Here is a 22,037-nt window from a genome sequence, read left to right on the forward strand (position 1 = left end):
TCAGTCCTTGCCGTACAGGTCGATCCAAGGATCGGCCTTGCCCGACACCACGTCGGCGACGGTGGTCTCGGGGCGATAACCGATCTTGCCATTGGCGCTGGCCTTCCAGGCATCGACGACCAGGTCGCGCAGCTCGGTGGCGCCAGCCGCCAGCCGCTCGTCGACCAGGGCCTTGGCGCGCGGGTCGGTGGCGACCATGCCGCCGGCCTTTTCTAGCTGATACAACGGCTCGACCAGACTGAAGGTCTTGGTCAGATAGGCCACGGTGCGAGTCTCGACCGCGCAGGCGCAATCGACATAGGCCGGCACCAGCTTCTTGACGTCGGCTTTGACGGCCAAGGCCTTGACCAGCGGCCCCTCGAAATCGCCATGGGTGGCCCGGCTCTGGGTGTAGCCGTTCGGGTTGGGGTAATCGCCCCAGCCGTTGTAGTGCACGCTCAGATGCAGGGGTTGGCTGCCGTCACCCACATAGTGGGCCCAGACGCCGAGGTCGCGGATCACCAACTCCTCGCGGCGCTTCAGGTCGGCGACGTAGTAGGCGCGCTTGGTCTTGTCCTTCTCGGTCTTGGAGACTGCCTTGAGGATGCGCCAGTAGGTGAAGTCCTTCGCCAGCTGCTGGTAACCGTCAATGATCGTGTAGGGCAGGTAGCCGGCGTTCCAGCTGTCGTGGCCTGCCAGGGCCAGGGCCTTCTCATAGTCGGCTCGGGTAAGCGGCAGGGTCTCGACCGAGAATTTCGGCCCGCCATACATCTTGCCTTCATCGTCAAGGTCCAGGAAATGGGCCGCGTCGCGATCTGTGTCGTGGACCTTGCCCGAGCCCTTCCAGCGGTCCGGCTCGCGGGCATACTCGCCGATGGCGGCCACGGCGGCGGGCGTGCTCAGGAACGCCGGCACGTCGCCGGGCAGGCTCTCGGCGGCGACCACCCCGACCATGCGGTGGCCCCAAGCCCCCCAGGCCAGGGCCGTTGGCGCGGGCGCGGCGATCAGGGCCACGACGGCCAGGCTGACGGACAGACGGACGGACGACTTCATGCGCGCTCCACGGAACTGACGGGCCCGACGACGCGAGGACGGGTCGATCCGAGCGACTCACTCGGCCAGAAAGCTGACCTGAGAGGCGTCTGACCGTGCCCATCCAGCGGGCGACTCGGGTTTAAGACACCCGCGCGCCCTTCGCTAGCGCCGGCTTGTCACGAACGGCAAGCGCCAGCACGAAGGCCCTTGTGAGGCCAGGCTTTGCGCGTCTTGCGGAACTGATTTCAACCCTGCGCGCTGCGCGCCGCCCCTGTCGCGAAACGTGCGCAGCGACCATCGGTCACCCCTGGATGGGTTGTCACGGGGCTGTGACCTTAGTACTTAGGCCGCCGACCGACACTCTACGCCGATAAGAGGAACTCCTCGATGCGACGCACGCTTGCGGGATTTCTGGCCGCTGCTCTGGCCATGTCCATCGCCCTCCCTGCCTCCGCCGGCGAACCCGAACAGCGCAGCGATCCGCTGGGCGACCTGATCACCGGGGCCCTGACGGGGTCCGTGCCAGGCTCGGTGGAATACCGAATGAAGGCCACGCTCTATCATGCGGGCGCCAAGGGCATCCGCGCGCTGGACAGCCTGGGCTGCAAGGTCGTGGCGATGCGCACCCTGGCGGTCGACAAGAGCGTGATCCCCCGCCGCACCGTGGTGTTCATCAAGGAAACCGTCGGCCTGCCGATGCCCAACGGCGCCAAGCATGACGGTTATTGGTACGCGTCCGACATCGGCGGCGCGATCAAGGGCAACAAGCTGGACCTGTTCAGCGGCCAGGGCGCGTCTTCGATGAAGCCCCTGATGAACCTGAACCTGGCGACCCTCTCGGTGACCAAGGTCGGCGAGTTCAAGGGCTGCCCGCCAGGATAGGCGGAGCAAATCAGTTAAAGAACTCGGTGGAGGCTGGCGCCGCTGAAACGGCCGCGCGGGTTGACGCGCTGGCTATACCGGGCGCGGGCTTCAGCATCTTGGCCACGCGATCGAGCAAATCGGCGCCACTGAACGGTTTCACCACGCAGGTGCGCACCCCCAGGGTGGCGGCGCGTCGAATATCCTCGACCCCCAGCCGCTTGCCGATCAGCAGCGTTGGACAGGGCGGTCGCAAGCGATCGTGCTGCAGGATCGTCAACAGTTTGAAAGCGTCGATATCGAGGATCCCCAAGTCGAGCACGAACGCCGCCGGCCGCATGTTGCGGATGATTTCCAAGGCCCCCGTGCCGCTGCGCGCCGACAACGGATGGTAACCCGCGACGTCCAGGCGGATTTGCAGCATCTCCGAAACCGCGCGGTCGCTGTCTGCGATGAGGATCCGGGCAACTGACATCAGAAGAGATCCAAGTCTCCGGCGTCGTCGCCGTCGTTCAATCCCGCTTCTTCCCCGCCGAACGAGGTCGTCATACGATCGGCCAAGGCGCCCAGCGTGATGCTCTTGAGCGCTGCGGTGACGCCGATCGTTTCTCGGGCCTCGACGGTCTGGCTGAGCCCCCGCGCGAAGGTCGAAAGGCCCGTCAGGTGCTGGCTGAGAAGGTCCACAGCCTGGACCCCCTCAAGCAGTTGCTCGCGGTGCTCGGGCGGAACTGTCATCAGCAACTTGCCGATCAGTGTGTCGAGAAAGATGCAGCGGGCGCCGGCCAATTCCAGCTCCCAAGACAGGACGTCGAATGTCGTGGCGACATCCGAATGAAGTTCAGTGGTCGCCGCTGACAAGATCGTTTCCCCCCAACCTTCGTGAAGGTAGGGGCACGACGGATAACGGCGGCTTAACCCTCCGCGGCTGAGCCTGCGTCCAAACTGCGCGGGGCAAGCCCGGAAGGCGCTAGAAGGCGCTAGATCCCCTCGCCCACGTTCGGCGCGGCGCCTGGGGCGCGAGCGACGTGGATACCGCACTCGGTCTTGTCCTGGCCCGCCCAGCGACCGGCGCGGACATCGGCGTTGGGGTCATCGACCGCCTTGGTGCAAGGCCAGCAGCCCACCGACGGGAAGCCCTGCGAGACCAGCGGGTGGGCCGGCAACCGATACTCGTCGACATAGGCGTCGAGCTCGGCCTTGCCCCAGTTGGCCAGGGGGTTGAACTTGATCTGGCCCTCGGCCTGCTCGACGACGGCGAGGCGCAGGCGGTCGCCGCCGTGGAAGCGCTTGCGGCCGGTGATCCAGCCGTCAAATTCGCCCAGGGCGCGGTCCAGCGGCAGCACCTTGCGGATGTGGCAGCAGGCGTCGGTATCGGTGCGCCACAGGTCGGACTTCGGATCGGTGACCGCCAGGTCGGCGAAGGCCGGGCGCAGGTCGCGCACCTGGGTCAAGCCCAGCTGAGCGGCCAGGCCCTTGCGATAGTCCAGGGTCTGGCCAAACAGCATGCCGGTGTCGAGGAACAGCACCGGGATGTCCTTGGACACCTGGCTGGCCAGGTGCAGCAGCACCGCAGACTCGGCCCCGAACGAACTGACCAGGGCCAGCCTGTCGCCGAAGGTTTCGAAGGCCTTGCGCAGGATGGTCAGCGGATGGGCGTCGCGCAGTTCGGCGTCCAGCCGTGCCACCAAGGTGGCGGTGCTGGAGGTCGGCTCGGCCACGGCTTGGTCATAGGCCATCACACACCCCGTTCCTCGAACGCCACCAGCCGGTCGTCGGCGGCGCGCTGATAGACATGGCGGAAGCGGTGGGCCGCCTTGGTCCAGGCCTCCGGCGTCGCCCCGTCATTGGGTTCGAAGGCGTCGAAGCCGCAGCGGACCATGAAGCCGGCCTGCTCCTGCAGCACGTCGCCCACGGCCCGAACCTCGCCCGTGAAGCCCAGCCGCTCGCGCAACAGGCGGGCCGAGGTATAGGCGCGGCCGTCACGGTATTTCGGAAAGGCCAGGGCCACCACCGCCAGGCGCGGCAGGTCATAGGCCAGGGCCTCGACCTCCTGGTCGGACTCGATGCGCACGCCGATCCGGCGACTATTGGACAGCAGAATCTCGCCCTCGGCCTGGAAGCGGGCCAAGGAAAGGATCACGTCGCCCTCGGGGATGGCCTCTTCGTCGGCGACGTGAGTGAAGCCGTCCTCGGCCCATTGGGCCGTGGCGCCGGCCAGCCTAATCAACCTGGGCATAGACCGCCTCCTTGAAGGGTTCGAGGCCGACGCGGCGATAGGTGTCGAGGAAGCGCTCCTCGCCGGTACGGATCGCCAGATAGACCTCGACCAGGGACTCGATGGCCGGGGCCACCTTGTCGGCCGACAGGCCGGGGCCCAGGATCTTGCCGATCGAGGCGTCCTCCGCCCCCGATCCGCCGAGCGAGAGCTGGTAGAATTCCTCGCCCTTCTTGTCGACGCCCAGGATGCCGATATGGGCCACGTGGTGATGGCCGCAGGCGTTGATGCAGCCGCTGATCTTGATCTTCAGCTCGCCGATCTTCTCGGCGCGATCGGGGTCGGCGAACTTGCGGGCTATGTCCTGGGCGATCGGGATGGCGCGGGCGTTGGCCAGGGCGCAGTAGTCCAGGCCCGGACAGGCGATGATGTCGCTGGCCAGGTCGATATTGGCCGTCGCCAGGCCGTGCTTTTCCAGCATGGCGTGGACCACGGGCAGGTCGTCCAGCCTGACGTGCGGCAAGACCAGGTTCTGGGCGTGGGTGACGCGCAGATCGTCCAGGCTGTAGCGTTCGGCCAGGTCGGCGACGACCTCCAACTGATCCGCGGTGGCGTCGCCTGGCGTCTGGCCGATGGCTTTCAACGACACCTCGACGATCGCGTAGCCGCTTTGCTTGTGCGGCTTGACGTTGTTGCGGGCGAAGCGTTGCAGGGCCGGGCTCAGCGCCCTGGCGGCCTCGAAGCTTTCGGAACGGGCCGGCAGGGTTTCGAACCTGGTCTGGGAGAAGGCGGCGCGGACGCGGGCCAGCTCGGCGGCCGGCAGGTCGGCGCGCTCGGCGCTGATCTTGCCCCACTCCTCGTCCACCTGGCGGCCGAACTCCTCGGCCCCGAGGGCGGCGACCAGGATCTTGATCCGGGCCTTGTAGATATTGTCGCGGCGGCCGTGGCGGTTGTAGACGCGCAGCACGGCCTCGACATAGCTCAACAGCCGCTCGGCTGGCAGGAACGGCTTGATGGTCGGACCCACATAGGGCGTGCGCCCCTGCCCGCCGCCGACGATCACCTCAAAGCCGATCTGGCCTTCTCGGCCGTGGCGCAGGATCAGGCCGATATCGTGCACCTTCACCGCCGCGCGGTCGCTCAAGGCGCCGGTGATGGCGATCTTGAACTTGCGCGGCAGGAAGCTGAACTCGGGATGCAGGGTCGACCACTGGCGCAGCACTTCGGACCAGACGCGCGGGTCGTCGATCTCCTCGGCCGTGGCGCCGGCATAGGGATCGGCGGTGACGTTGCGGATGCAGTTGCCGCTGGTCTGGATGGCGTGCAAGTCCACCTCGGCCAGGGCGTCGAGGATGTCGGGCGTGTCCTTCAGCTTCACCCAGTTGAACTGGATATTCTGACGCGTGGTCATGTGCCCGTAGCCCTTGTCATAGGTACGGGCGATCCAGGCCAGGCGGCGGGCTTGGCGGGCGTTCAGCGAGCCGTAGGGGATGGCCACGCGCAGCATGTAGGCGTGGAGCTGCAGATAGAGGCCGTTCATCAGCCGCAGCGGCTTGAACTGGTCCTCGGTCAGTTCGCCGGCCAGGCGGCGGGCCACCTGATGCCGGAACTCGTTGGAGCGGTCGGTCAGGAACTCGCGGTCGATGACGTCGTACTGATACATCTTACTTCCTGCGGATCAGGTCTACGCGGCCGGTGGAGCGGGCGGCGCCGTGGGCATGGCGCAGCGCCTCGATCACCTCGCCGCCGACGGCCTGCTTGCCGTGGGTGGGTTCGTTGGTAGGGCCCAGGGCCCGGATGCGTTCGCGGTAGCTGACCGGGGCCAGGCCGCCCTCGACCTGCGCCACGTCGATCAGATAGGCGTCGATGACCGTGGTCGCCTGGGTCTTGCCCTTGGCGACCGCCGCCTCGGCGTCGGCCTCATGCGCTTCGTCGAACAGCTCGGCCTCGCCGAAGCCCTCGACCCAGCGGCCGGCCTTCCAGAACACGACGTCGCCGTCGATCAGCCGATTGGCGGTGAGGACCTTCATGACCGGGGGCTCGCGCGCTGGAGGGTGGAGGAGATGATGTCGGGCGCCGCCTCGACGGCCATGGCCATCGATTCGCCGACCATCAGCAACGCCGGACCTCGCAATCCGTCGGCGGCGACGGCCATCTGGCCGAGCGTGGTGAGGATACGGCGCTCGTCGGGGCGGCTGGCGTTCTCGACGATCAGGGCCGGGGTGGCGGCGTCGCGGCCGGCCGCCGTCAGACGCGCAGAGATCAGGGCGGCGGTGCTGACGCCCATATAGACGACCACCGTCTGGTTCGGTCGCGCCAGCGCGGTCCAGTCCAGATCGGGATCGCCGTGCGCCGCATGACCGGTGACAAAGGTCACGGCCTGGGCCGAGCCGCGATGGGTCAGCGGCGCGCCGGCCCCTGCCGAAGCGGCCAGGGCGGCGGTGACGCCGGGGATCACCAGGCATTCGACGCCCGCCTCGCGACAGGCGGCCAGCTCTTCGCCGCCGCGACCAAACAAGAACGGGTCGCCGCCCTTCAGCCGGACGACGACCAGACCCTCCAGGGCCAGGGCCACTAGCAGCTGATTGATGTCATCCTGCGGCAAGGTGTGGCGCGACTTGCGCTTGGCGACATTGATCCGCTGAGCGCCGCGCGGCGCCACGTCGAGGATCTCGTCGGACACCAGGCCGTCATGGACGATGACGTCGGCCGCTTGCAGGGCCTTCAGGGCCTTGATCGTCAGAAGCTCAGGATCGCCGGGGCCGGCCCCGACCAAGGTCACGCGACCCGGCGCGCGGACGCTCTCGCCGCCGCCGATGACGACGAGGCCGGGGGTCGTACGGGCGGAGGCGGATCGGACCGTGGGCCGAGCCATGATTCAGGTCCTCTATAAGCCAAACGCCATCGACGAAACGCCGGGCCGGCCTCTTGGCCAAACCGGTTAGCGCCAAAGCATTACGGGGCGAACCCTAGGGTCCGCCCCGCTCGCGTTCACCGATGAAAAGGGCCGTCTCCATCAGCGAACGCTTGCAAATTGGTCGCGACCGGGTCACTTCGCAAACAAGGTCTTCTGCCGGGGCGTTTAGTAAAACTCATGGAAAGACAGTCGGAACGGCGTCGCCTACCGCCCCTCAACGCCCTGCGCGCGTTCGAGGCCGCCGCGCGCCATCTGAACTTTAGCCGCGCGGCCGACGAGCTGTCGGTGACGCCCGGCGCCGTCAGCCAGCAGATCCAGAACCTTGAGGACTATGTGGGCGCGGCCCTGTTCAAGCGCACGCCCAAGGGCCTGCTGCTGACCGACGCCGCCCAGACCGCCCTGCCCGCCCTGCGCGAGGCTTTCGACCGTCTGGCCGAGGCCGCCTCTCTGCTGACCGCCGCCGTCGATGGCCGCCGCCTGACCCTGACCGCCGCGCCCTCCTTCGCCGCCAAGTGGCTGGTGCCGCGCCTGGGTAAGTTCGAGCAGGCCCAGCCCCAGGTCGATGTCTGGCTGTCGGCCGGCATGGAGGTCGTCGATTTCGGGGCCGGCGAGGTGGATCTCGCCATCCGCTACGGTTCGGGCCGCTATCCGGGGCTGGAGGTCATCCGCCTGCTCAACGAGACGGTGATCCCGGTCGCCTCGCCTGAGCTGCTGGCCAGCAACCCGCTCGAATCGCCCGAGGGCCTTGCCCACCACATCCTGCTGCATGACGGCTCGCCCGACGCCGACGACAGCTGCCCCGACTGGGCCATGTGGCTGGCGGCGCGCGGCATCCGGTCGGTGGACGGGGCGCGCGGGCCGCGCTTCAACCAGTCGAGCATGGTGATCGAGGCCGCCGCCAATGGACGGGGTATCGCCTTGGCCAAACAGACCTTGGCCCAGGCCGATCTGGACGCCGGCCGACTGGTCATCCCCTTCGAGATTCCCACGGCCGTCGACTTCGCCTATTACGTCGTCCATCCCAAGGCCAAGGGACGACTGCCGCAAGTCAAGGCGTTCGTTTCCTGGCTGCAGGCCGAGGCGGCCGCCCACGAGGCGGCCCTCCTCACCATGGACAACGGCGCGGGCATCTAGGGCTAAATGGTCAAGACGAATATCGAGGTCGGCGAACGGCTGGTTCCCGCCGACTGTCAGTCCATGGCCGACGTGCGCCAGGGCGTCGACGCCCTGGACCGGGCCCTGGTGGCCCTGCTGACCGAGCGCCAGGGCTACATGGACGCCGCCGCCCGCATCAAGCCCGACCGCGGCAAGGTGTTCGACCGGGCGCGGATCGAGGACGTGGTCGCGAAGGTTCGCGCGGCGGCCCGCGAGTCGGGGCTATCCGAAGCCATCGCCGAGCCAGTGTGGCGCACCCTGGTCGACCGCTGCATCGCCTATGAGTACGACAGCTGGGACCGGACGAAGGGCTCATAGGCCTTCTGAGTCAGTCACGGCACCACCGCGTCGGCCTGCAGGCTCGAGACATCAATGGCTGCGACGAGATCAGAAAGGCCCTTGGCTGCGGTCGGGCATTCCTCCGCTAAGCAAGCGATGCTGAACTTGATAAAGCTGTCGGTGCCTTTGACGAAAACTGTTCCACGCTCTTGGATGGCGTGTCCCTCAAAGGTCCCGCTACGCTCGCAGTCAACTTTGAGCATTCCAAGGGTGGTGGACGAGGTACAAACGATGGCAGCCGGGTCGCCCTCGGGCATCATGCCCCCCCTCAGCAAACGCCGAGCGAGGTCCTCGGGACCTGCATAATCTTCCGGGCCACCGATATCGACTTCGAGGCTGAAGTTCACAAAGGCGGGGCCATGGTCCGGATCACAGGTGTAATAACCCCGTCCACCATGCTGGAAACTCAGGAATTCGCCGAAGCCTGCCACCTGAACACGCACCCCATAAAAGCCCCTCATAGCGCAATGGTCGGTACGAAGCGGCAACGTCAGGCCGGTCGCTACGTGCCGCACCCGGTCGTCGGTTACGTCAAGCGCGCTGTCGAGCATGTTTTGCGAGAAGTCAGGCGTTCGCCCTGCCACAAAGACGTCTGAACCAAGGTAGGCCCGCCCATCGGGGTGGGTTTTGATAGCGTAGATCGCGGCCCCAGCGCTGGCGTTCGCCGGCAACAATACACTTAGGACAATAAGAAATCCGATGATGGCCGAGCGCATGTGGTTCCCCGATAAGCGTGGCCTTTCCATGCCCTAGGGTCGGCCAGCGCGCAACCTTGAGACGCCCTAACCCTTCAACGACCGCAGCGCCCGTTCGTGCGCGTAGGCGGCGATGTCCATCAGCGCCAGGTCCAGCGCGTTGCGCACCGCTTCGAGGCTTCCACTGCCGTCCTCCGCGTTCTGGCACACGTCGCCCAGCGCGAAGGCCCCCACGCCGCGCGCAGCGCCCTTGACCGTGTGGACCGCATCGCCCCAGCCCGGATGGCTCTTGCTAAGCATCGGCGACCACAGGGCGGCCTGTTCGCGAAACAGGGCCAGCACCTCGTCTATGACCGCCGAATCGCCGGCCGCGAACCCTTCCAGATAGGCGAAATCGACCGCGCCGCTGATGTCTCGTCTGGCCAAAAAATAGTCCCTTGCGTTCCAAGATTCTTTGCGTATGTTCCGCGCCTCGCCGCCGAGGCAGACCACCGCTTCGGGCCGGACGGGCGCATAGCTCAGTTGGTAGAGCAGCTGACTCTTAATCAGCGGGTCGTAGGTTCGAATCCTACTGCGCCCACCATTCTCCCCCTCGTAATCTAGTTATACCCCTGTGGGGAATGACGCACGGATCGCGTGAGCCCAAACGCGGACAATCGTTTGCATGGGGTCTCGATAGGCAACCGGGACCGCCGCCGCGCGGTTTAAGGCCCCTAACGCGACTCCATCGCGGAAAGGGAACCATGCTCGCCCAACCCGCCGATCCCGTCGCGCCGTTCTTCGACATGGTCGGCCTGGCCGCGTCCGGCGATCCGGTGATGCTGCGAAACCTGGCCGCCACCCTGGGCGCCTTCTCGGTGCGCATCCTGGTCGCCGCCCTGATCCTGGCCGGCACCCTGTGGGCGGCCAACCGCCTGGGCCGCCTGGCCGAGGCGGGACTCGAACGCGTTCAAAGGCAGCAGCACCCGGCCGACAAGGCCCTGGGCAGCTTCGTCTCGGCCCTGGTCAAGTACGTCATCGTCGCCATCGGCCTGATCGCGGTTCTGCAGCAGCTGGGCGTGCAGGCCACCTCGGTGATCGCGGTGCTGGGCGCGGCGTCACTGGCTATCGGCCTGGCCTTGCAAGGCACGCTGAGCAATGTCGCCGCCGGGGTGATGCTGCTGCTGCAGCGCCCCTATCGGGTGGGTGACAAGGTCGAGCTGAACGGCCGCCAGGGCGTGGTCCAAGCCATGGACCTCTTCAACACCAGGCTGCTCGACTATGACGGCCTGACCCTGTTCCTGCCCAACGGCAAGGTGTTTGGCGACATGATCGTCAACATCACCCGCGCCGGGCGCCGGCGCATAGAGCTGGCGTTCAATGTCGACTACGAGGACGATCTAGACCTGGCCCTGGCCACCCTGCTGGAGGTGGCCAACAGCGACCGCCGGGTGCTGTCGGAGCCCAAGCCCTGGATAAAGGTGACCGCGCTGCTCGACAGCAGCGTCAGCGTGACCCTGCGCTGCTGGGCCGCGCCAGGCGACTGGATGGACACCCGGTTCGACCTGCTCAAGGCCGGCAAGGAACGGCTGGAGGCCCAGGGGCTGAGCTTTCCCTATCCCCACCAGGTGGCGATGGAGCGCAATTCGGGCCGGCCGGCGTCCGCTGAGTCCGCTGAGCTCAAGGCCAAGGTCCGCGACCGGGCCTCGGCGCCGTAGCGGCACGGTGGCGCGGCTCGCCGTTCCGTCGGATGCTCAGCGGAGAAGCCAGAGGCCCCTGGATGATCACGCTCTATCACTGCGTCGGCGCGCGCTCGTTCCGGGCCCTTTGGGCGCTTGAGGAGCTGGGCCTGCCCTATGAACTGCGGCTGACGGCCTTCCCGCCGCGAGTCCGCGAGCCGGGCTATCTGGACGTCAACCCGCTCGGCACGACCCCGACCCTGTTCGACGGCGACACGATGATGAGCGAGTCGGCGGCGATCGGCGAGTATCTGGCCCGCCGCTACGGGCCGTCCGACCTGACCGTCGGGCCTGAGGAGCCGGGGTTCGGGGCCTATCTGAACTTCCTGCACATGGGCGAGGCCACCCTCACCTTTCCGCAGACCATTCACCTGCGCTACGCGGTGTTCGAGCCGGAGGAGCGCCGCCTGCCGCAGGCGGCGGCCGACTATGTGCAGTGGTTCCTGTCGCGGCTCAAGGCGGCGGCCAAGCTGCTGGACGATACGGGCTATGTCGCCGCCGGGCGCTTCACCATGGCCGACATCTCGGTAGCCTACGCCCTGAAGCTCGGCGAGAGCCTGGGCTTCTCTGACAAGTTTCCCAAGGCCTTCACGGATCACCTGGAGCGGATGAAAGCCCGTGCCGGCTACCAGCGCGCCCTGATCGCCGAAAGCCACGGGGAGCCCGTGCTGTGAACGCCCCTCTTGCGGATCTTGGCCGCATCCCCGTCATCGTCGGGATCGGCGAGGCGCTCGACCGGCCGACCGACCTGAGCCAGGCCCTCGACCCGTTGGCCCTAATGGCCCAAGCGCTGCGCGAAGCCGATAGCGACGCGGGCGGCGGGTTCCTGGCCAAGGTCGGCTCACTGGATGTCGTCAACCAATTGAGCTGGCGCTATGCCGACCCCGCCGCCGAGCTGTGCGCCCGGCTGGGCATCGCCCCGGCCCGCGCCGTCTACGGCCCGGTCGGCGGCGAGAGCCCGGTGCGGTTCCTGCACGAGGCCGCCCAGCGGATCGCCCGGGGCGAGGCGCAGGTCTGCGCCGTGGTCGGGGCCGAGGCGCAGTGGAGCGTCAACAAGGCCCGCGCCGCAGGGGTCGACCTGCCCTGGCCGGCCAAGCCGCCGGCGACGGGCGGCGGTCCGCGCATCGAGGTCCACCCGCTGGCCCTAAAGCTGGGCGTCTTCCTGCCGGTCAGCGTCTATCCGTTCTACGAGAACGCCAGCGCCCATCATTGGGGCCAGACGCCGCGCCAGGCCCTGGCCGAGTCCGGCGCCCTGTGGTCGGCCTATGCGGCGGTGGCGGCGGAGCAACCCAACGCCTGGATCAAGCGCGCCTTCACCGCCGAGGAGATCACCACCCCGCGCCCCGACAACCGGCCGATCGCCTGGCCCTATACCAAGCTGATGGTCGCCAACATGGCGGTGAACCAGGGCGCGGCGGTGATCCTGACCAGCCTTGCTGCGGCGCGGGCCGCCGGGATCGCCGACGAACGGCTGGTGTTCGTCTGGGGCGGGGCGTCGGCGCGGGAGCCTGGCGACTATCTGCAACGAGACCACTATTACGGCTCGGCGGCCCAGGACGCGGTGTTGGAGGCGGTCGGCGGCATGGTTGCCCAAGGTTTGGGTGGCTTCGACGCCCTGGAGCTCTACAGCTGCTTCCCCTGCGTGCCGAAGATGGCGCGGCGCACCCTCGGCTTGCCAGAAGGCCTGACCCCGACCGTGACCGGCGGCCTGACCTTCTTCGGGGCGCCGATGAACGACTACATGACCCACGCGGCGGTCGCCATGACCCGGCGACTGCGCGACGGCGGCGGGACCGGCCTGCTCTACGGCCAGGGCGAGTTCGTCACCAAGCACCATGGCCTGGTGCTCGGTGACCGGCCATGCCCTGACGACGGAGCCCTGCTAAGGCCGGCCAGCGTGCAGGCGCAAGCCGACGCTCGGCGCGGCTCCGTTCCGGCCTTCCTGGAAGCCGCCGAGGGGCCGGCGCGGCTGGAGACCCACACCGTGCTCTACGAGCGCGACGGCGCCCCGACCCACGGGGTGGCCATCGTCCGCACGGCAGGGGGCCGCGTCCTGGCCCGCGTGCCTGGTGACGATGGTGACACCTTGGCGGCCCTGACCGCTCAGGACGCCTTCGCCATCGGCCGAGTGGGGACGTTGAGGGCAGGCGGCGACGGGGTCACCGACTGGCGGTTGTGAACCTGTAAGCTCTACCGGCGTTCTCCTAACGAAGGGGAACCCGCCCATGTCTCGCCGCCTGATCGCGCCCGCCCTGTTTCTGGCCCTCGCCCTTGGCGCCTGCGCCTCGGAAAGATCGTCGGCGCCCGGCTACGGCTGGAGCTACATGGACAATACGGGCGACGGCCTGAAACTGGCCTATGGCCGTCCCAACAGCGACGACGTGGTGATTATGCTGGCCTGCGCGCCGGGCACCTCGGCGGTCACCGTGACCGCGACCAGCCTATCTGGTCGCGAAATCGCCCTGGCCTCGGGTCGCGTCGTCACCCGCCTGCCGGCCCAGCGAATGGCCTCGGACATGGCGGAAGGCCTGCTGCAGGCCCGAACCACGACCGACGCCTCGGCTCTCAGCGCCTTCCGCCGCACCGGCGACCTGACCCTGCTGGTCGCCGACGAACGCCACAACCTCGACGCCGCGCCGAGCGACCGGGCGGGGGTGAAGGCGTTCTTCAAGGCATGTGGGGCCTGACGCCTTCCTTGGGGTGATTGGCGCTTTGAGCTTTGAGCGACCGACCTGCTCCAAGCCATCTCCTTTTTTTGACCGTCATTCCCGTCCTTGTGGCGGGAACCCCTGGTTCAGCCGACGGTGAAGCGCCTTGGCGCGCGGGCGCGCCACACCCCTGCCCTTGCGGCGGACAGAGGGGTTCCCGCCACAAGGGCGGGAATGACGGTCGAATGGGGGCGCGCGGCTGAATGTCGACAGCTTCACCGCCCCTGCTGATAGACCCGCACATAGTCCACCTCGAACCGGGCCGGGAGCGCGGCGTCGTCTATGCCCTTCTGGCCGCCCCAGCCGCCGACCGCGAGGTTGAGGATCAGATATTGCGGCTTGTCGAACGGCCAGGCGCCGACATCGCCCGGCTGGTCGTTGTCGATCCGCACGAAGGCGCGGTCGTCCACGCCGATCAGGATACGGTCCTTGTTCCAGTCCAGCTGGTAGCGGTGAAAAGCCCCGCAGACGTCGGGCAACTTGGCCGCCCCGCCGCGCGCCTTGCCGACCGCGTGGTTGTATTTCCCGGTATGCAGCGTGCCGTGCACCACGCCCTCGTCCCAGCCGACATGCTCCATGATGTCGATCTCGCCGCCCTGCGGCCAAGGCGCCTTGGGGTCGGCGGGCATCATCCAGATCGCCGGCCAGGTTCCGCGACCGCAGGCCAGCTTCGCGCGCACCTCGAAGAAGCCGTAGGTCCAGCCGGCCAGGCCCTGGGTCATCAGCTTGGCCGAGCTGTAGCGCTGGCCGCCCCAGTCGGTCGGCTTCGGATCGGCCAGGTCGTCGTGGCGCGCCTCGATGATTAGCCGCCCGTCCTCCACCCGCACGTTCTCGCGGCGACCGGCGGCATAGTACTGCCGCTCGTCATTCCACCAGCCCAGCTTGTTGCGCGAGATGTCGAACCGCCATTTGCGCGGGTCCACCGCGCCGGGGCGGTCGAACTCATCGGCCCAGACCAGTCGTGCGTCGGCCGGGCGGCCGCCGGGCTGGTCGACGGTGTAGCGGGTCTCGCCCTTGGGATCGGCCAAGGCCGGGCTGGCGGCGAGGAGCAGCAGGCTCGTGATGATCAGATTACGCATCGTCCCTCCCTTGGATGGTAGCCACGTCCGGCATCAAAACGTGCCGCGGAAGGCAACCGAAGCCATCCGCTCGAACGAGTGTCCACGCCCCCAATGCTGCAGAGTGTCGCCCCGCTTACGAGGCCAATGTGGAACGGAGCGTGTGGCTATCTACTTCGATCTCATTGTCGGCTTCACCCAACCTGTGCGAGATCTCTCAACTCTAGAGCGGAGTCCATCCCTCCGCAGACGCTGGCCGCAGCGTCCGCTATTACGGGTAAAGGCATATTTATCCATGCAAACAACATCGCCGCACACTTGTCGTTCGCCGCCGCGTCACTCGCGTTCAGTTCATATCTAGGCACGTTCAACATCGCCACACGCCCCGGACTGCCATTGAGTCCAGCAATATACTGAGTGATTTGTGTCGAGCCCCGAACCGCCATAGCGCGTTGGCGCCAATTCGCTGACCGCTCGAGATCGACCGGAACTCCGCGTAGACCTCGGGCGGTTAACACCGATAAGCCGTACTGCGCTTGGGCATCTCCAGCTTCGGCGCGCGCCCGCAGTTCATTGACGGGCGCGGTCAAGGCTAGGCGCAGCGCCGATAGACTTTTTGCTCCCGTGTCAGGCGCCGTTGTCGCGCACCCGGACAGACCAAGCAGCCCAGCCAAGGCGAAGCCCAGGACGCGGCAATAGGTCCGACCTGATTTCACCGCTCGCTCCCCCCGCAACGCCCGAGCACCCTAGGGGGCGCTAGTCTAAGCCCGCCGCCCCGCCGCGCTGATGTTGTCGATGCCCAGCGCCGACAAACACCCGCGCAGGATGCCCTCGGCGTCGAGGCCGGCCTGGGCGTACATGATCTCGGGCTTGTCCTGGTCCTGGAAGACGTCGGGCAGGACCAGGGTGCGGATCTTCAGGCCGCGATCGAGCGCGCCGTGCTGGGCCAGGGCCTGGAGCACGAAGGCCCCGAAGCCGCCCATGGCGCCCTCTTCCACCGTGATGATCGCCTCGTGCTCGCGGGCCAGCCGCAGCAGCATATCCACATCCAGCGGCTTGGCGAAGCGGGCGTCGGCGACGGTGGCCGAGAGACCGCGCGCGGCCAGCAGGTCGGCGGCCTTCAGGCATTCGGCCAGGCGGGTGCCCAGCGAAACGATGGCGACGCTGGTCCCCTCGCGGACGATGCGGCCCTTGCCGATCTCCAGCGGCTCGGCCAGGGCCGGCAGGGTCAGGCCCAGGCCCTCGCCGCGCGGATAGCGGAAGGCGCTGGGGCGGTCGTCGATGGCCACGGCCGTGGCGACCATGTGGGCCAGCTCCAGCTCGTCAGCGGCGGCCATCAGCACCATGCCGGGCAGAGCCCCCATAAAGCCGATGTCGAAGGTGCCGGCGTGGGTCGGGCCGTCGGCGCCCACCAGGCCAGCCCGGTCCATGGCGAAACGCACCGGCAAGCGCTGGATGGCGACGTCGTGGATCACCTGATCATAGCCGCGCTGCAGGAAGGTGGAATAGATCGCCGCGAACGGCTTCATGCCGTCGGCGGCCAGGCCGGCGGCGAAGGTCACCGCGTGCTGCTCGGCGATGCCGACGTCGAAGGTGCGCTCGGGATAGACCTTGCCGAACAAATCCAGCCCTGTGCCCGAGGGCATGGCGGCGGTGATCGCCACGATGGTCGGGTCGATCGCCGCGTGCTTGATCAGCTCCTGGGCGAAGACCTTGGTGTAGCTGGGCGGGCCGGCGGCGGCCTTGTGCTGCTGGCCGGTGACCACGTCGAACTTGACCACCGCATGGAGTTTGTCGTCGGCGCCCTCGGCCGGGGCGTAGCCCTTGCCCTTCTGGGTGACGACATGGACCAGCACCGGCTTCTCGTCGAAGTTCTTGACGTTCTTCAGCACGCTGACCAGGGCGTCCATGTCGTGGCCGTCGATCGGGCCGACATAGTGGAAGCCCAGTTCCTCGAAGAAGGTGCCGCCGGTGACCATGCCGCGGGCATATTCCTCGGCCTTCTTGGCCGCGTCGCGCAGCGGCGTGGGCAGCTTCTCGACCACGGTCTTGCCCAGCTTGCGCACCTTGCGATAGGCGCCGCCGGAAACCAGGTTGGCCAGATAGGCGCTCATGCCGCCCACCGGCGGGGCGATCGACATGTCGTTGTCGTTGAGGATGACGATCAGGCGCTTGGTGGTGTCGACCGCGGCGTTCATCGCCTCATAGGCCATGCCGGCGCTCATCGAACCGTCGCCGATCACGGCGATGACGCTGTTGTTCTCGCCTTTCGCATCGCGGGCGGCGCAGAAGCCCAGGGCCGCCGAGATCGAGGTGGCCGCGTGGGCCGCGCCGAACGGGTCGTATTCGCTCTCGGCCCGCTTGGTGAAGCCCGACAGGCCGCCGCCCTGGCGCAGGGTGCGGATGCGGTCGCGGCGACCGGTAAGGATCTTGTGCGGATAGGCCTGGTGGCCGACGTCCCAGATGACGATGTCCTTGGGCGTCTCGAACACGTGGTGCAGGGCGACGGTCAGCTCGACCACGCCCAGGCCCGCGCCCAGATGGCCGCCGGTCACCGAGACGGCGTCGATGGTCTCGGCCCGCACCTCGCTCGCCAACTGCTTGAGTTCAGCCACGCTGAAGCCGCGCGTGTCGGCCGGTGACGAGATGGTGTCGAGAAGAGGGGTCAAAACAGGCATGTCCGAAGAAAGCGCGGTCAGTTGCGTCGGTCCAGCACGAAATCCACGCTGCGGCGTAGATGATCGGCTCGTTCGCCGAATATATCGAGATGTGACTTGGTTTGCACGGCCAACAGGTTGACCCGCTCCTTGGCCGCGTCGAGGCCCAGCAGCGTGACATAGTTGGCCTTGCCCTTGGCGTCGTCCTTGCCGCCGGCCGCCTTGCCCAGCACAGCCTCGTCGCCCTCGACGTCGAGAATGTCGTCGACGATCTGGTAGGCCAGGCCGAGGTCCTGGGCAAATCCCATCAGGGCCGAGCGCTCTTCCGGCTTGGCCCGGGCGATGATCAGCGGAATCTCGAAGGCAAACGCGATCAGGGCGCCGGTTTTCAGGCGCTGCATGCGGGCCACGGCCCCCAGGTCGTCGCGGACGCCCAGCAGGTCGATCATCTGGCCGCCGCACATGCCTTTGGCGCCCGAGGCGATGGCCAGCTTGCGCACCAGCTCAGAGCGCACATTGCCATCGTCGTGAGTGTCGGGGTGGGCCATGATCTCAAAGGCCGCAGTCTGTAGCGCGTCGCCGGCCAGGATGGCCGTGGCCTCGTCGTACTGGATATGCACGGTTGGACGGCCGCGACGCATGTCGTCATCGTCCATGGCCGGCAGGTCGTCATGCACCAGGCTGTAGGCGTGGATACATTCCAGCGCGCAGGCCGCCCGCAGCACCGGTCGCTCGGGCAGGTCGAACATCTTGCCGGTTTCCAGGGCGAAGAATGGCCGCAGCCGTTTGCCAGGACCCAGGGCCGCATAGCGCATGGCCTCGGTCAGCCGGCTTTCCGGGCCCTCGGCGCGCGGCAACAGCTCGTCCAGCGCCACGGTGACGATATCGGCAGCTTGGACGATGCGCTTCTCGAGGTCGATCAAAACAGTTTTCCCCCGTTGGGAACGTCACGGTCCACATCGACCAGCACCACCCCGCCCTCGGCGTCGGGGAAGCCCAGGCACAGGACCTCCGACTTCATGGGTCCGATCTGGCGCGGCGGAAAATTGACCACGGCGGCCACCCGGCGGCCGACCAGCTCGTCCAGCTGGTAGTGCTTGGTGACCTGGGCCGAGGACTTCTTGATCCCGATCGCGGGACCAAAATCGATAGTCAGCTTGTAGGCCGGCTTGCGCGCCTCCGGAAATGGCGCGGCCTCGATGATCGTGCCGATGCGAATATCGACGCGCTCGAAATCCTCATAGCCGATCTGGGGAGAGGCCTGACCCATCAGTTGAACTCGGCCGCCTCGGCGGTCACGGCCCCGCCTTGGCCGAGCACGATCTTTTCGACCTTCAGGCGAGCGGCTTCCAGCTTCTTCTCGCAATGGGCCTTCAGCGCAGCGCCATCTTCGTAGATCTCGATCGAGCGCTCGAGCTCGGCCTTGCCGGACTCCAGCTCGCCGACGATCTGCTCCAGCCTGGCCAAGGCCTGCTCGAAGCTCATGCCTTCAAGATCTTGCGGACTGATCATTTCTACTCCGGGGCGAACCGGCGCACCCTAGTGGCGGGGCGCCGCTCGGGCAACGCCGTTGGCTCGGCATTTGGTGAACGAAGTTCAGGGGATGGACGCGGCTGACGCTCTGACGGGCGCCTAGACCCGCTCGAAGCGCTTCACGCACCAGTATTTGAACCCCTGGTCCAGGGTCTTCTTTAGGCCGCGCTTCTGCAGGGACAAGCCGATCATGGTGTTGAAGAAGCCATGGGCGATCAGCAACACTTCCTGGCCGTTCTCGGACAGGCCGATCAGCAGGTCGGCGGCCTGGTCTGCGCGGGTGTCGGCTTCGGCGCGGCTCTCCTGGCCGGCATGGTGATCGAAGAACCACCACCAGAAACGGGCGAAAAAGCCCCAGTTCTTGGGCGACATGCGGATCCAGGGCGGCCAGGGCGGCGGCGGCAGCGGAGCCTCGATGAACAGCGGATCGCGCGCGAACACCCTGCCGGCGGCGACCGCGTCAGCGGTCTCGATCGAGCGGCGGCGGGTCGAGGCGACGATGACGCCGGCCCGCTGGGCGGTGGTCAGCAGCGAGGCGGGCGGCGTCTGGCCGGGCAACAAGCCGCCCTCCTCGTAGCGCGCCCACCATTCGCCATAGGCCGGAGCGTTGAAGCGGATCTTGCGCGACAGGGCCGGTTCGCCGTGACGAGCCAGCGTGATGGCGCCGGGCCGGACAGCCGGGAAAAGGTGGTCGGCGCTGGGTTCGTCGGCCATAGATTCTGGAAGCTCGACTTCGCGCCGTGCGCGAATCCCTGAGCCCTTCACCCCTCCTGCAACGCTTTGACATGGGCGGCCGCCGAGCGGCCGAGCGCTTCTAGGTCGTAGCCGCCCTCGAGCGAGGAAACAATACGCCCGCCGCATCGGCGGTTGGCCACCGAGACGATCGCCCGGGTCGCCCAGGCGAAATCCTCGGCCTCCAGGCTTTGCTGGGCCAAGGGGTCGCGGACATGGGCGTCGAAGCCGGCCGACACCAGGATCAGGTCCGGCGCGAAGCCATCGACCTGATCCATCAGCCCCTCGAAGCCGTAGCGCCAGGCTTCTCGAGGCGCATGGGGCGGCACGATGGCGTTGGCGACATTGCCGACTCCGGTCTCCGCCGGATCGCCGGTGCCCGGATAGAGCGGCGACTGGTGGATCGAGGCGAAGAAAACCGAGGCGTCGTTCTCGAACGCGGCCTGGGTGCCGTTACCGTGGTGAACGTCGAAATCGACGATGGCCACGCGCTTCAGGCCCGAGGCCTGGGCCACGCGAGCGGCCACGGCGATGTTGGAGAACACGCAAAAGCCCATCGCGGCGTCCGGCTCTGCATGGTGCCCCGGCGGGCGAACGGCGCAGAAGGCCCGGGTGCGTTGGCCCGCCGCCACGGCCCGCACGGCGGCGGCAACCGCCCCGGCCGCCCGGCGCGCGGCCTTCAGGCTGCCGGTCGACAGGATGGTGTCAGGGTCCAGGGCCCGGGTCCCGCCATGCGGAGCGGCGGCCAGGATGGTCTCGATGTAGTCCTGCGGATGCACCAGGGCCAGATCGGCCAGATCGACCAGCGGGGCCTCGAAGATCTCCAGGTCCAGCCCGCCGTCGTCCTCCAGCGCGTCGATCACCGCCCGCAGGCGCTCTGGTCGTTCGGCATGGCCGTCGCCGGGCCGATGGTCGAGCATGTCGGCATGGGTGTGAAGCGCCACCTCCATGATCAGCCCACCTTGCGCGACGTGAAGACGACCGGCGGACTGGCCAACAGGTTGGCGTCGCCCCAGGCCTTGAGGGCCACGATCACCGGCTCCAGACTGCGGCCGCGCGCCGACAGGGCGTAGTCGACGCGTGGCGGGACCTGGGCGTGAACGGTGCGGACAATCAGACCGTCGCGCTCCAGCTCCCGCAATTGCTTGGTCAACATCCGCTGGGTCACAGCGCCCAGTCGCCGCCCCAGGGCGCTGAACCTCAGCCCGCCGCTCAGCAGGTGGTAGAGGATGACGCCCTTCCACTTGCCGTCGATCAGACCCAGCGTCGCCTCGACGCCGCACTCCTTCGGATCGTCCACGGCTCGCTCCTTGGTATCCCGATGGATACTACGTACAGAAAAAGTCCGTACTTGCGAAGTTGGCTGCGGCAAGCGATCTCGTGCGGCGCGGCGGCGCCGCAATTTCGGAGACACTGCCCATGAAGATCGTTGGCTTCCGCGAGCCCTTGCCTCTCACCGAGCCGAGCGCCTTGCTGGATCTTGAGGCCGCCGAGCCGACGGCGACGGGCCACGACCTTCTGGTCCGCATCAAGGCGGTTTCGGTGAACCCGGTCGACACCAAGGTCCGCAGTAGCGCCGAGCCGCCGGCCGGCGAGCCCCGGATCCTCGGCTTTGACGCGGCCGGTGTCGTCGTGGCTGTCGGCGAGGCCGTCACGCTGTTCGCGCCCGGCGACGAGGTCTTCTACGCCGGCGCTATCGGCCGGCCGGGCTCGAACGCCGAGTTGCAGGTTGTCGACGAGCGTATCGTCGGCCGCAAGCCAGCAAGCCTAGGCTTCGCCGAGGCGGCGGCCATGCCCCTGACCTTCATCACCGCCTGGGAGATGCTGTTCGACCGGTTCGACGTAGCCCGTGACGGCGGTGAGGGCCAGACCCTGGTGATCATCGGCGGGGCCGGCGGGGTGGGGTCGGCGATGATCCAACTGGCGCGCAAGCTGACCCAACTGACAGTGGTCGCCAGCGCCTCGCGCGGCGAGACCCGCCAATGGGTCGGCGAGCTCGGCGCGCATCAAATCTTCGACCATTCGCAGCCCCTGGCCGACGAACTGGCCCGGTTGGGCGCCACCGACCCGGCCTATATCGCCTGCCTGACCCATAGCGCCGAGCATTTCCCGGCCGTCACCGCGGCCATTGGCCTGCAGGGCAAGATCGGCATCATCGAGGCCGACGGACCGATCGACATTCGCCCGTTGCATTACAAGAGCGCCTCGATCCATTGGGAATTCATGTTCGCCCGACCGCAAGGCACGCCGGACATGATCGCCCAGCACCATCTGCTCAATGCCGTGGCCGACCTGGTCGATCAGGGCGTGTTGCGCACCACCCTGACCGCCGTGGTCGGCAAGATCCGCGCCGCCGACCTGATCGAGGCCCATCGTCAGGTGGAAGGCGGCCGGGTCATCGGCAAGCTGGTGCTCGAGGGCTTCTAGACGATCGG

At 67.5% G+C, this 22,037-nt stretch carries 26 protein-coding genes and 1 tRNA gene; 9 read left to right on the forward strand and 18 right to left on the reverse strand.

Annotation, left to right across the window (positions count from 1 at the left end):
• Complete coding sequence (locus ACP696_RS02750; RefSeq protein WP_426012693.1) at window positions 1-1,032, reverse strand: S1/P1 Nuclease; 1,032 nt, start codon at window positions 1,030-1,032, stop codon at window positions 1-3.
• 369 nt (window positions 1,033-1,401) lie between these two features.
• Between ACP696_RS02750 and ACP696_RS02755 the strand changes: the two genes are divergently transcribed.
• Entirely contained in the window at window positions 1,402-1,896 is a 495-nt protein-coding gene (locus ACP696_RS02755) for a 3D domain-containing protein (RefSeq protein ID WP_426043437.1), read from the forward strand.
• A 10-nt stretch (window positions 1,897-1,906) separates the two neighbouring features.
• Here ACP696_RS02755 and ACP696_RS02760 read toward each other — a convergent pair whose 3' ends face one another.
• The 7 genes from ACP696_RS02760 to cobA all read right to left on the reverse strand — a co-directional run bounded on the left by ACP696_RS02760 (window position 1,907) and on the right by cobA (window position 6,965).
• Entirely contained in the window at window positions 1,907-2,350 is a 444-nt protein-coding gene (locus ACP696_RS02760) for a response regulator (RefSeq protein ID WP_426012696.1), read from the reverse strand.
• Entirely contained in the window at window positions 2,350-2,733 is a 384-nt protein-coding gene (locus tag ACP696_RS02765) for a hypothetical protein (RefSeq protein ID WP_426012697.1), read from the reverse strand. The genes ACP696_RS02760 and ACP696_RS02765 overlap by 1 nt, the downstream gene beginning before the upstream one ends.
• Before the next feature lie 119 nt (window positions 2,734-2,852).
• Window positions 2,853-3,611, reverse strand: coding sequence for a phosphoadenylyl-sulfate reductase (locus ACP696_RS02770; protein WP_426012699.1), 759 nt, complete (start codon window positions 3,609-3,611; stop codon window positions 2,853-2,855).
• Window positions 3,611-4,111, reverse strand: a complete 501-nt coding sequence (locus ACP696_RS02775) for a DUF934 domain-containing protein (protein ID WP_426012701.1) — start codon at window positions 4,109-4,111, stop codon at window positions 3,611-3,613. The genes ACP696_RS02770 and ACP696_RS02775 overlap by 1 nt, the downstream gene beginning before the upstream one ends.
• The gene (locus ACP696_RS02780) at window positions 4,095-5,753 is read right to left on the reverse strand and encodes a nitrite/sulfite reductase (protein ID WP_426012703.1); all 1,659 of its coding nucleotides are present in this window, start codon (window positions 5,751-5,753) and stop codon (window positions 4,095-4,097) included. The genes ACP696_RS02775 and ACP696_RS02780 overlap by 17 nt, the downstream gene beginning before the upstream one ends.
• Window position 5,754: 1 nt before the next feature.
• Window positions 5,755-6,120: a DUF2849 domain-containing protein gene (locus tag ACP696_RS02785; protein WP_426012705.1), complete on the reverse strand. Its 366-nt coding sequence runs from the start codon at window positions 6,118-6,120 to the stop codon at window positions 5,755-5,757.
• A complete protein-coding gene (gene cobA, locus ACP696_RS02790; protein WP_426012706.1) occupies window positions 6,117-6,965 on the reverse strand; it encodes a uroporphyrinogen-III C-methyltransferase in 849 nt (282 codons plus the stop codon). The genes ACP696_RS02785 and cobA overlap by 4 nt, the downstream gene beginning before the upstream one ends.
• A gap of 219 nt (window positions 6,966-7,184) precedes the next feature.
• Here cobA and gcvA point away from each other — a divergent pair, with 219 nt between their 5' ends.
• Both gcvA and ACP696_RS02800 read left to right on the forward strand, forming a co-directional pair.
• Window positions 7,185-8,141, forward strand: a complete 957-nt coding sequence (gene gcvA, locus ACP696_RS02795; RefSeq protein WP_426012708.1) for a transcriptional regulator GcvA — start codon at window positions 7,185-7,187, stop codon at window positions 8,139-8,141.
• A gap of 6 nt (window positions 8,142-8,147) precedes the next feature.
• Window positions 8,148-8,480, forward strand: coding sequence for a chorismate mutase (locus tag ACP696_RS02800; protein ID WP_426012709.1), 333 nt, complete (start codon window positions 8,148-8,150; stop codon window positions 8,478-8,480).
• 14 nt (window positions 8,481-8,494) lie between these two features.
• Here ACP696_RS02800 and ACP696_RS02805 read toward each other — a convergent pair whose 3' ends face one another.
• Together ACP696_RS02805 and ACP696_RS02810 are read right to left on the reverse strand one after the other, a co-directional pair.
• Window positions 8,495-9,217, reverse strand: coding sequence for a hypothetical protein (locus ACP696_RS02805; RefSeq protein ID WP_426012711.1), 723 nt, complete (start codon window positions 9,215-9,217; stop codon window positions 8,495-8,497).
• A gap of 66 nt (window positions 9,218-9,283) precedes the next feature.
• A complete protein-coding gene (locus tag ACP696_RS02810) occupies window positions 9,284-9,622 on the reverse strand; it encodes an Hpt domain-containing protein (protein ID WP_426012713.1) in 339 nt (112 codons plus the stop codon).
• Window positions 9,623-9,703: 81 nt separating this feature from the next.
• Here ACP696_RS02810 and ACP696_RS02815 point away from each other — a divergent pair.
• The 5 genes from ACP696_RS02815 to ACP696_RS02835 all read left to right on the forward strand — a co-directional run bounded on the left by ACP696_RS02815 (window position 9,704) and on the right by ACP696_RS02835 (window position 13,601).
• Window positions 9,704-9,779, forward strand: a tRNA-Lys gene (locus ACP696_RS02815).
• A 160-nt stretch (window positions 9,780-9,939) separates the two neighbouring features.
• Window positions 9,940-10,893, forward strand: coding sequence for a mechanosensitive ion channel family protein (locus tag ACP696_RS02820; protein ID WP_426012715.1), 954 nt, complete (start codon window positions 9,940-9,942; stop codon window positions 10,891-10,893).
• A 62-nt stretch (window positions 10,894-10,955) separates the two neighbouring features.
• Window positions 10,956-11,588, forward strand: a complete 633-nt coding sequence (locus tag ACP696_RS02825) for a glutathione S-transferase family protein (RefSeq protein WP_426012717.1) — start codon at window positions 10,956-10,958, stop codon at window positions 11,586-11,588.
• Window positions 11,585-13,093, forward strand: coding sequence for an acetyl-CoA acetyltransferase (locus tag ACP696_RS02830; protein ID WP_426043438.1), 1,509 nt, complete (start codon window positions 11,585-11,587; stop codon window positions 13,091-13,093). The genes ACP696_RS02825 and ACP696_RS02830 overlap by 4 nt, the downstream gene beginning before the upstream one ends.
• A gap of 46 nt (window positions 13,094-13,139) precedes the next feature.
• A complete protein-coding gene (locus ACP696_RS02835) occupies window positions 13,140-13,601 on the forward strand; it encodes a hypothetical protein (RefSeq protein WP_426012721.1) in 462 nt (153 codons plus the stop codon).
• Window positions 13,602-13,837: 236 nt separating this feature from the next.
• Here ACP696_RS02835 and ACP696_RS02840 read toward each other — a convergent pair whose 3' ends face one another.
• The 8 genes from ACP696_RS02840 to ACP696_RS02875 all read right to left on the reverse strand — a co-directional run bounded on the left by ACP696_RS02840 (window position 13,838) and on the right by ACP696_RS02875 (window position 20,902).
• Entirely contained in the window at window positions 13,838-14,701 is an 864-nt protein-coding gene (locus tag ACP696_RS02840; protein WP_426012723.1) for a glycoside hydrolase family 16 protein, read from the reverse strand.
• Between the two features lie 740 nt (window positions 14,702-15,441).
• Window positions 15,442-17,358, reverse strand: a complete 1,917-nt coding sequence (gene dxs / locus ACP696_RS02845) for a 1-deoxy-D-xylulose-5-phosphate synthase (protein WP_426012725.1) — start codon at window positions 17,356-17,358, stop codon at window positions 15,442-15,444.
• Between the two features lie 17 nt (window positions 17,359-17,375).
• Entirely contained in the window at window positions 17,376-18,260 is an 885-nt protein-coding gene (locus ACP696_RS02850) for a polyprenyl synthetase family protein (RefSeq protein WP_426012727.1), read from the reverse strand.
• A complete protein-coding gene (locus ACP696_RS02855) occupies window positions 18,257-18,607 on the reverse strand; it encodes a tRNA-binding protein (RefSeq protein ID WP_426012729.1) in 351 nt (116 codons plus the stop codon). The genes ACP696_RS02850 and ACP696_RS02855 overlap by 4 nt, the downstream gene beginning before the upstream one ends.
• The gene (locus ACP696_RS02860; RefSeq protein ID WP_056761797.1) at window positions 18,607-18,849 is read right to left on the reverse strand and encodes an exodeoxyribonuclease VII small subunit; all 243 of its coding nucleotides are present in this window, start codon (window positions 18,847-18,849) and stop codon (window positions 18,607-18,609) included. Before ACP696_RS02860 ends, ACP696_RS02855 begins: the two co-directional genes overlap by 1 nt.
• A gap of 120 nt (window positions 18,850-18,969) precedes the next feature.
• Window positions 18,970-19,584, reverse strand: coding sequence for a histidine phosphatase family protein (locus ACP696_RS02865; RefSeq protein WP_426012731.1), 615 nt, complete (start codon window positions 19,582-19,584; stop codon window positions 18,970-18,972).
• A gap of 47 nt (window positions 19,585-19,631) precedes the next feature.
• Complete coding sequence (locus tag ACP696_RS02870; RefSeq protein WP_426012732.1) at window positions 19,632-20,552, reverse strand: histone deacetylase family protein; 921 nt, start codon at window positions 20,550-20,552, stop codon at window positions 19,632-19,634.
• A gap of 2 nt (window positions 20,553-20,554) precedes the next feature.
• Window positions 20,555-20,902 carry a winged helix-turn-helix transcriptional regulator gene (locus ACP696_RS02875; protein ID WP_426012734.1) on the reverse strand — a complete coding sequence of 116 codons (348 nt, stop codon included), beginning with the start codon at window positions 20,900-20,902 and terminating at the stop codon, window positions 20,555-20,557.
• Between the two features lie 119 nt (window positions 20,903-21,021).
• On the opposite strand from ACP696_RS02875, the gene ACP696_RS02880 reads away from it, so the two are divergent.
• Window positions 21,022-22,029: a zinc-binding alcohol dehydrogenase family protein gene (locus ACP696_RS02880; RefSeq protein WP_426012735.1), complete on the forward strand. Its 1,008-nt coding sequence runs from the start codon at window positions 21,022-21,024 to the stop codon at window positions 22,027-22,029.
• Window positions 22,030-22,037: the final 8 nt, after the last annotated feature.

The organism is Caulobacter sp. DWR3-1-2, assembly GCF_049896225.1.
In the GTDB taxonomy this organism is placed as follows: Bacteria; Pseudomonadota; Alphaproteobacteria; order Caulobacterales; family Caulobacteraceae; genus Caulobacter.

Bases quoted from the DNA above. Each gene is read 5' to 3' on its own strand.
- ACP696_RS02750 (WP_426012693.1), bottom strand. From the start codon at position 1,032: ATGAAGTCGTCCGTCCGTCTGTCCGTCAGCCTGGCCGTCGTGGCCCTG.
- ACP696_RS02755 (WP_426043437.1), top strand. From the start codon at position 1,402: ATGCGACGCACGCTTGCGGGATTTCTGGCCGCTGCTCTGGCCATGTCC.
- ACP696_RS02760 (WP_426012696.1), bottom strand. From the start codon at position 2,350: ATGTCAGTTGCCCGGATCCTCATCGCAGACAGCGACCGCGCGGTTTCG.
- ACP696_RS02770 (WP_426012699.1), bottom strand. From the start codon at position 3,611: ATGGCCTATGACCAAGCCGTGGCCGAGCCGACCTCCAGCACCGCCACC.
- ACP696_RS02775 (WP_426012701.1), bottom strand. From the start codon at position 4,111: ATGCCCAGGTTGATTAGGCTGGCCGGCGCCACGGCCCAATGGGCCGAG.
- ACP696_RS02780 (WP_426012703.1), bottom strand. From the start codon at position 5,753: ATGTATCAGTACGACGTCATCGACCGCGAGTTCCTGACCGACCGCTCC.
- ACP696_RS02785 (WP_426012705.1), bottom strand. From the start codon at position 6,120: ATGAAGGTCCTCACCGCCAATCGGCTGATCGACGGCGACGTCGTGTTC.
- cobA (WP_426012706.1), bottom strand. From the start codon at position 6,965: ATGGCTCGGCCCACGGTCCGATCCGCCTCCGCCCGTACGACCCCCGGC.
- gcvA (WP_426012708.1), top strand. From the start codon at position 7,185: ATGGAAAGACAGTCGGAACGGCGTCGCCTACCGCCCCTCAACGCCCTG.
- ACP696_RS02800 (WP_426012709.1), top strand. From the start codon at position 8,148: ATGGTCAAGACGAATATCGAGGTCGGCGAACGGCTGGTTCCCGCCGAC.
- ACP696_RS02805 (WP_426012711.1), bottom strand. From the start codon at position 9,217: ATGCGCTCGGCCATCATCGGATTTCTTATTGTCCTAAGTGTATTGTTG.
- ACP696_RS02820 (WP_426012715.1), top strand. From the start codon at position 9,940: ATGCTCGCCCAACCCGCCGATCCCGTCGCGCCGTTCTTCGACATGGTC.
- ACP696_RS02825 (WP_426012717.1), top strand. From the start codon at position 10,956: ATGATCACGCTCTATCACTGCGTCGGCGCGCGCTCGTTCCGGGCCCTT.
- ACP696_RS02835 (WP_426012721.1), top strand. From the start codon at position 13,140: ATGTCTCGCCGCCTGATCGCGCCCGCCCTGTTTCTGGCCCTCGCCCTT.
- ACP696_RS02840 (WP_426012723.1), bottom strand. From the start codon at position 14,701: ATGCGTAATCTGATCATCACGAGCCTGCTGCTCCTCGCCGCCAGCCCG.
- dxs (WP_426012725.1), bottom strand. From the start codon at position 17,358: ATGCCTGTTTTGACCCCTCTTCTCGACACCATCTCGTCACCGGCCGAC.
- ACP696_RS02855 (WP_426012729.1), bottom strand. From the start codon at position 18,607: ATGGGTCAGGCCTCTCCCCAGATCGGCTATGAGGATTTCGAGCGCGTC.
- ACP696_RS02860 (WP_056761797.1), bottom strand. From the start codon at position 18,849: ATGATCAGTCCGCAAGATCTTGAAGGCATGAGCTTCGAGCAGGCCTTG.
- ACP696_RS02865 (WP_426012731.1), bottom strand. From the start codon at position 19,584: ATGGCCGACGAACCCAGCGCCGACCACCTTTTCCCGGCTGTCCGGCCC.
- ACP696_RS02870 (WP_426012732.1), bottom strand. From the start codon at position 20,552: ATGGAGGTGGCGCTTCACACCCATGCCGACATGCTCGACCATCGGCCC.
- ACP696_RS02880 (WP_426012735.1), top strand. From the start codon at position 21,022: ATGAAGATCGTTGGCTTCCGCGAGCCCTTGCCTCTCACCGAGCCGAGC.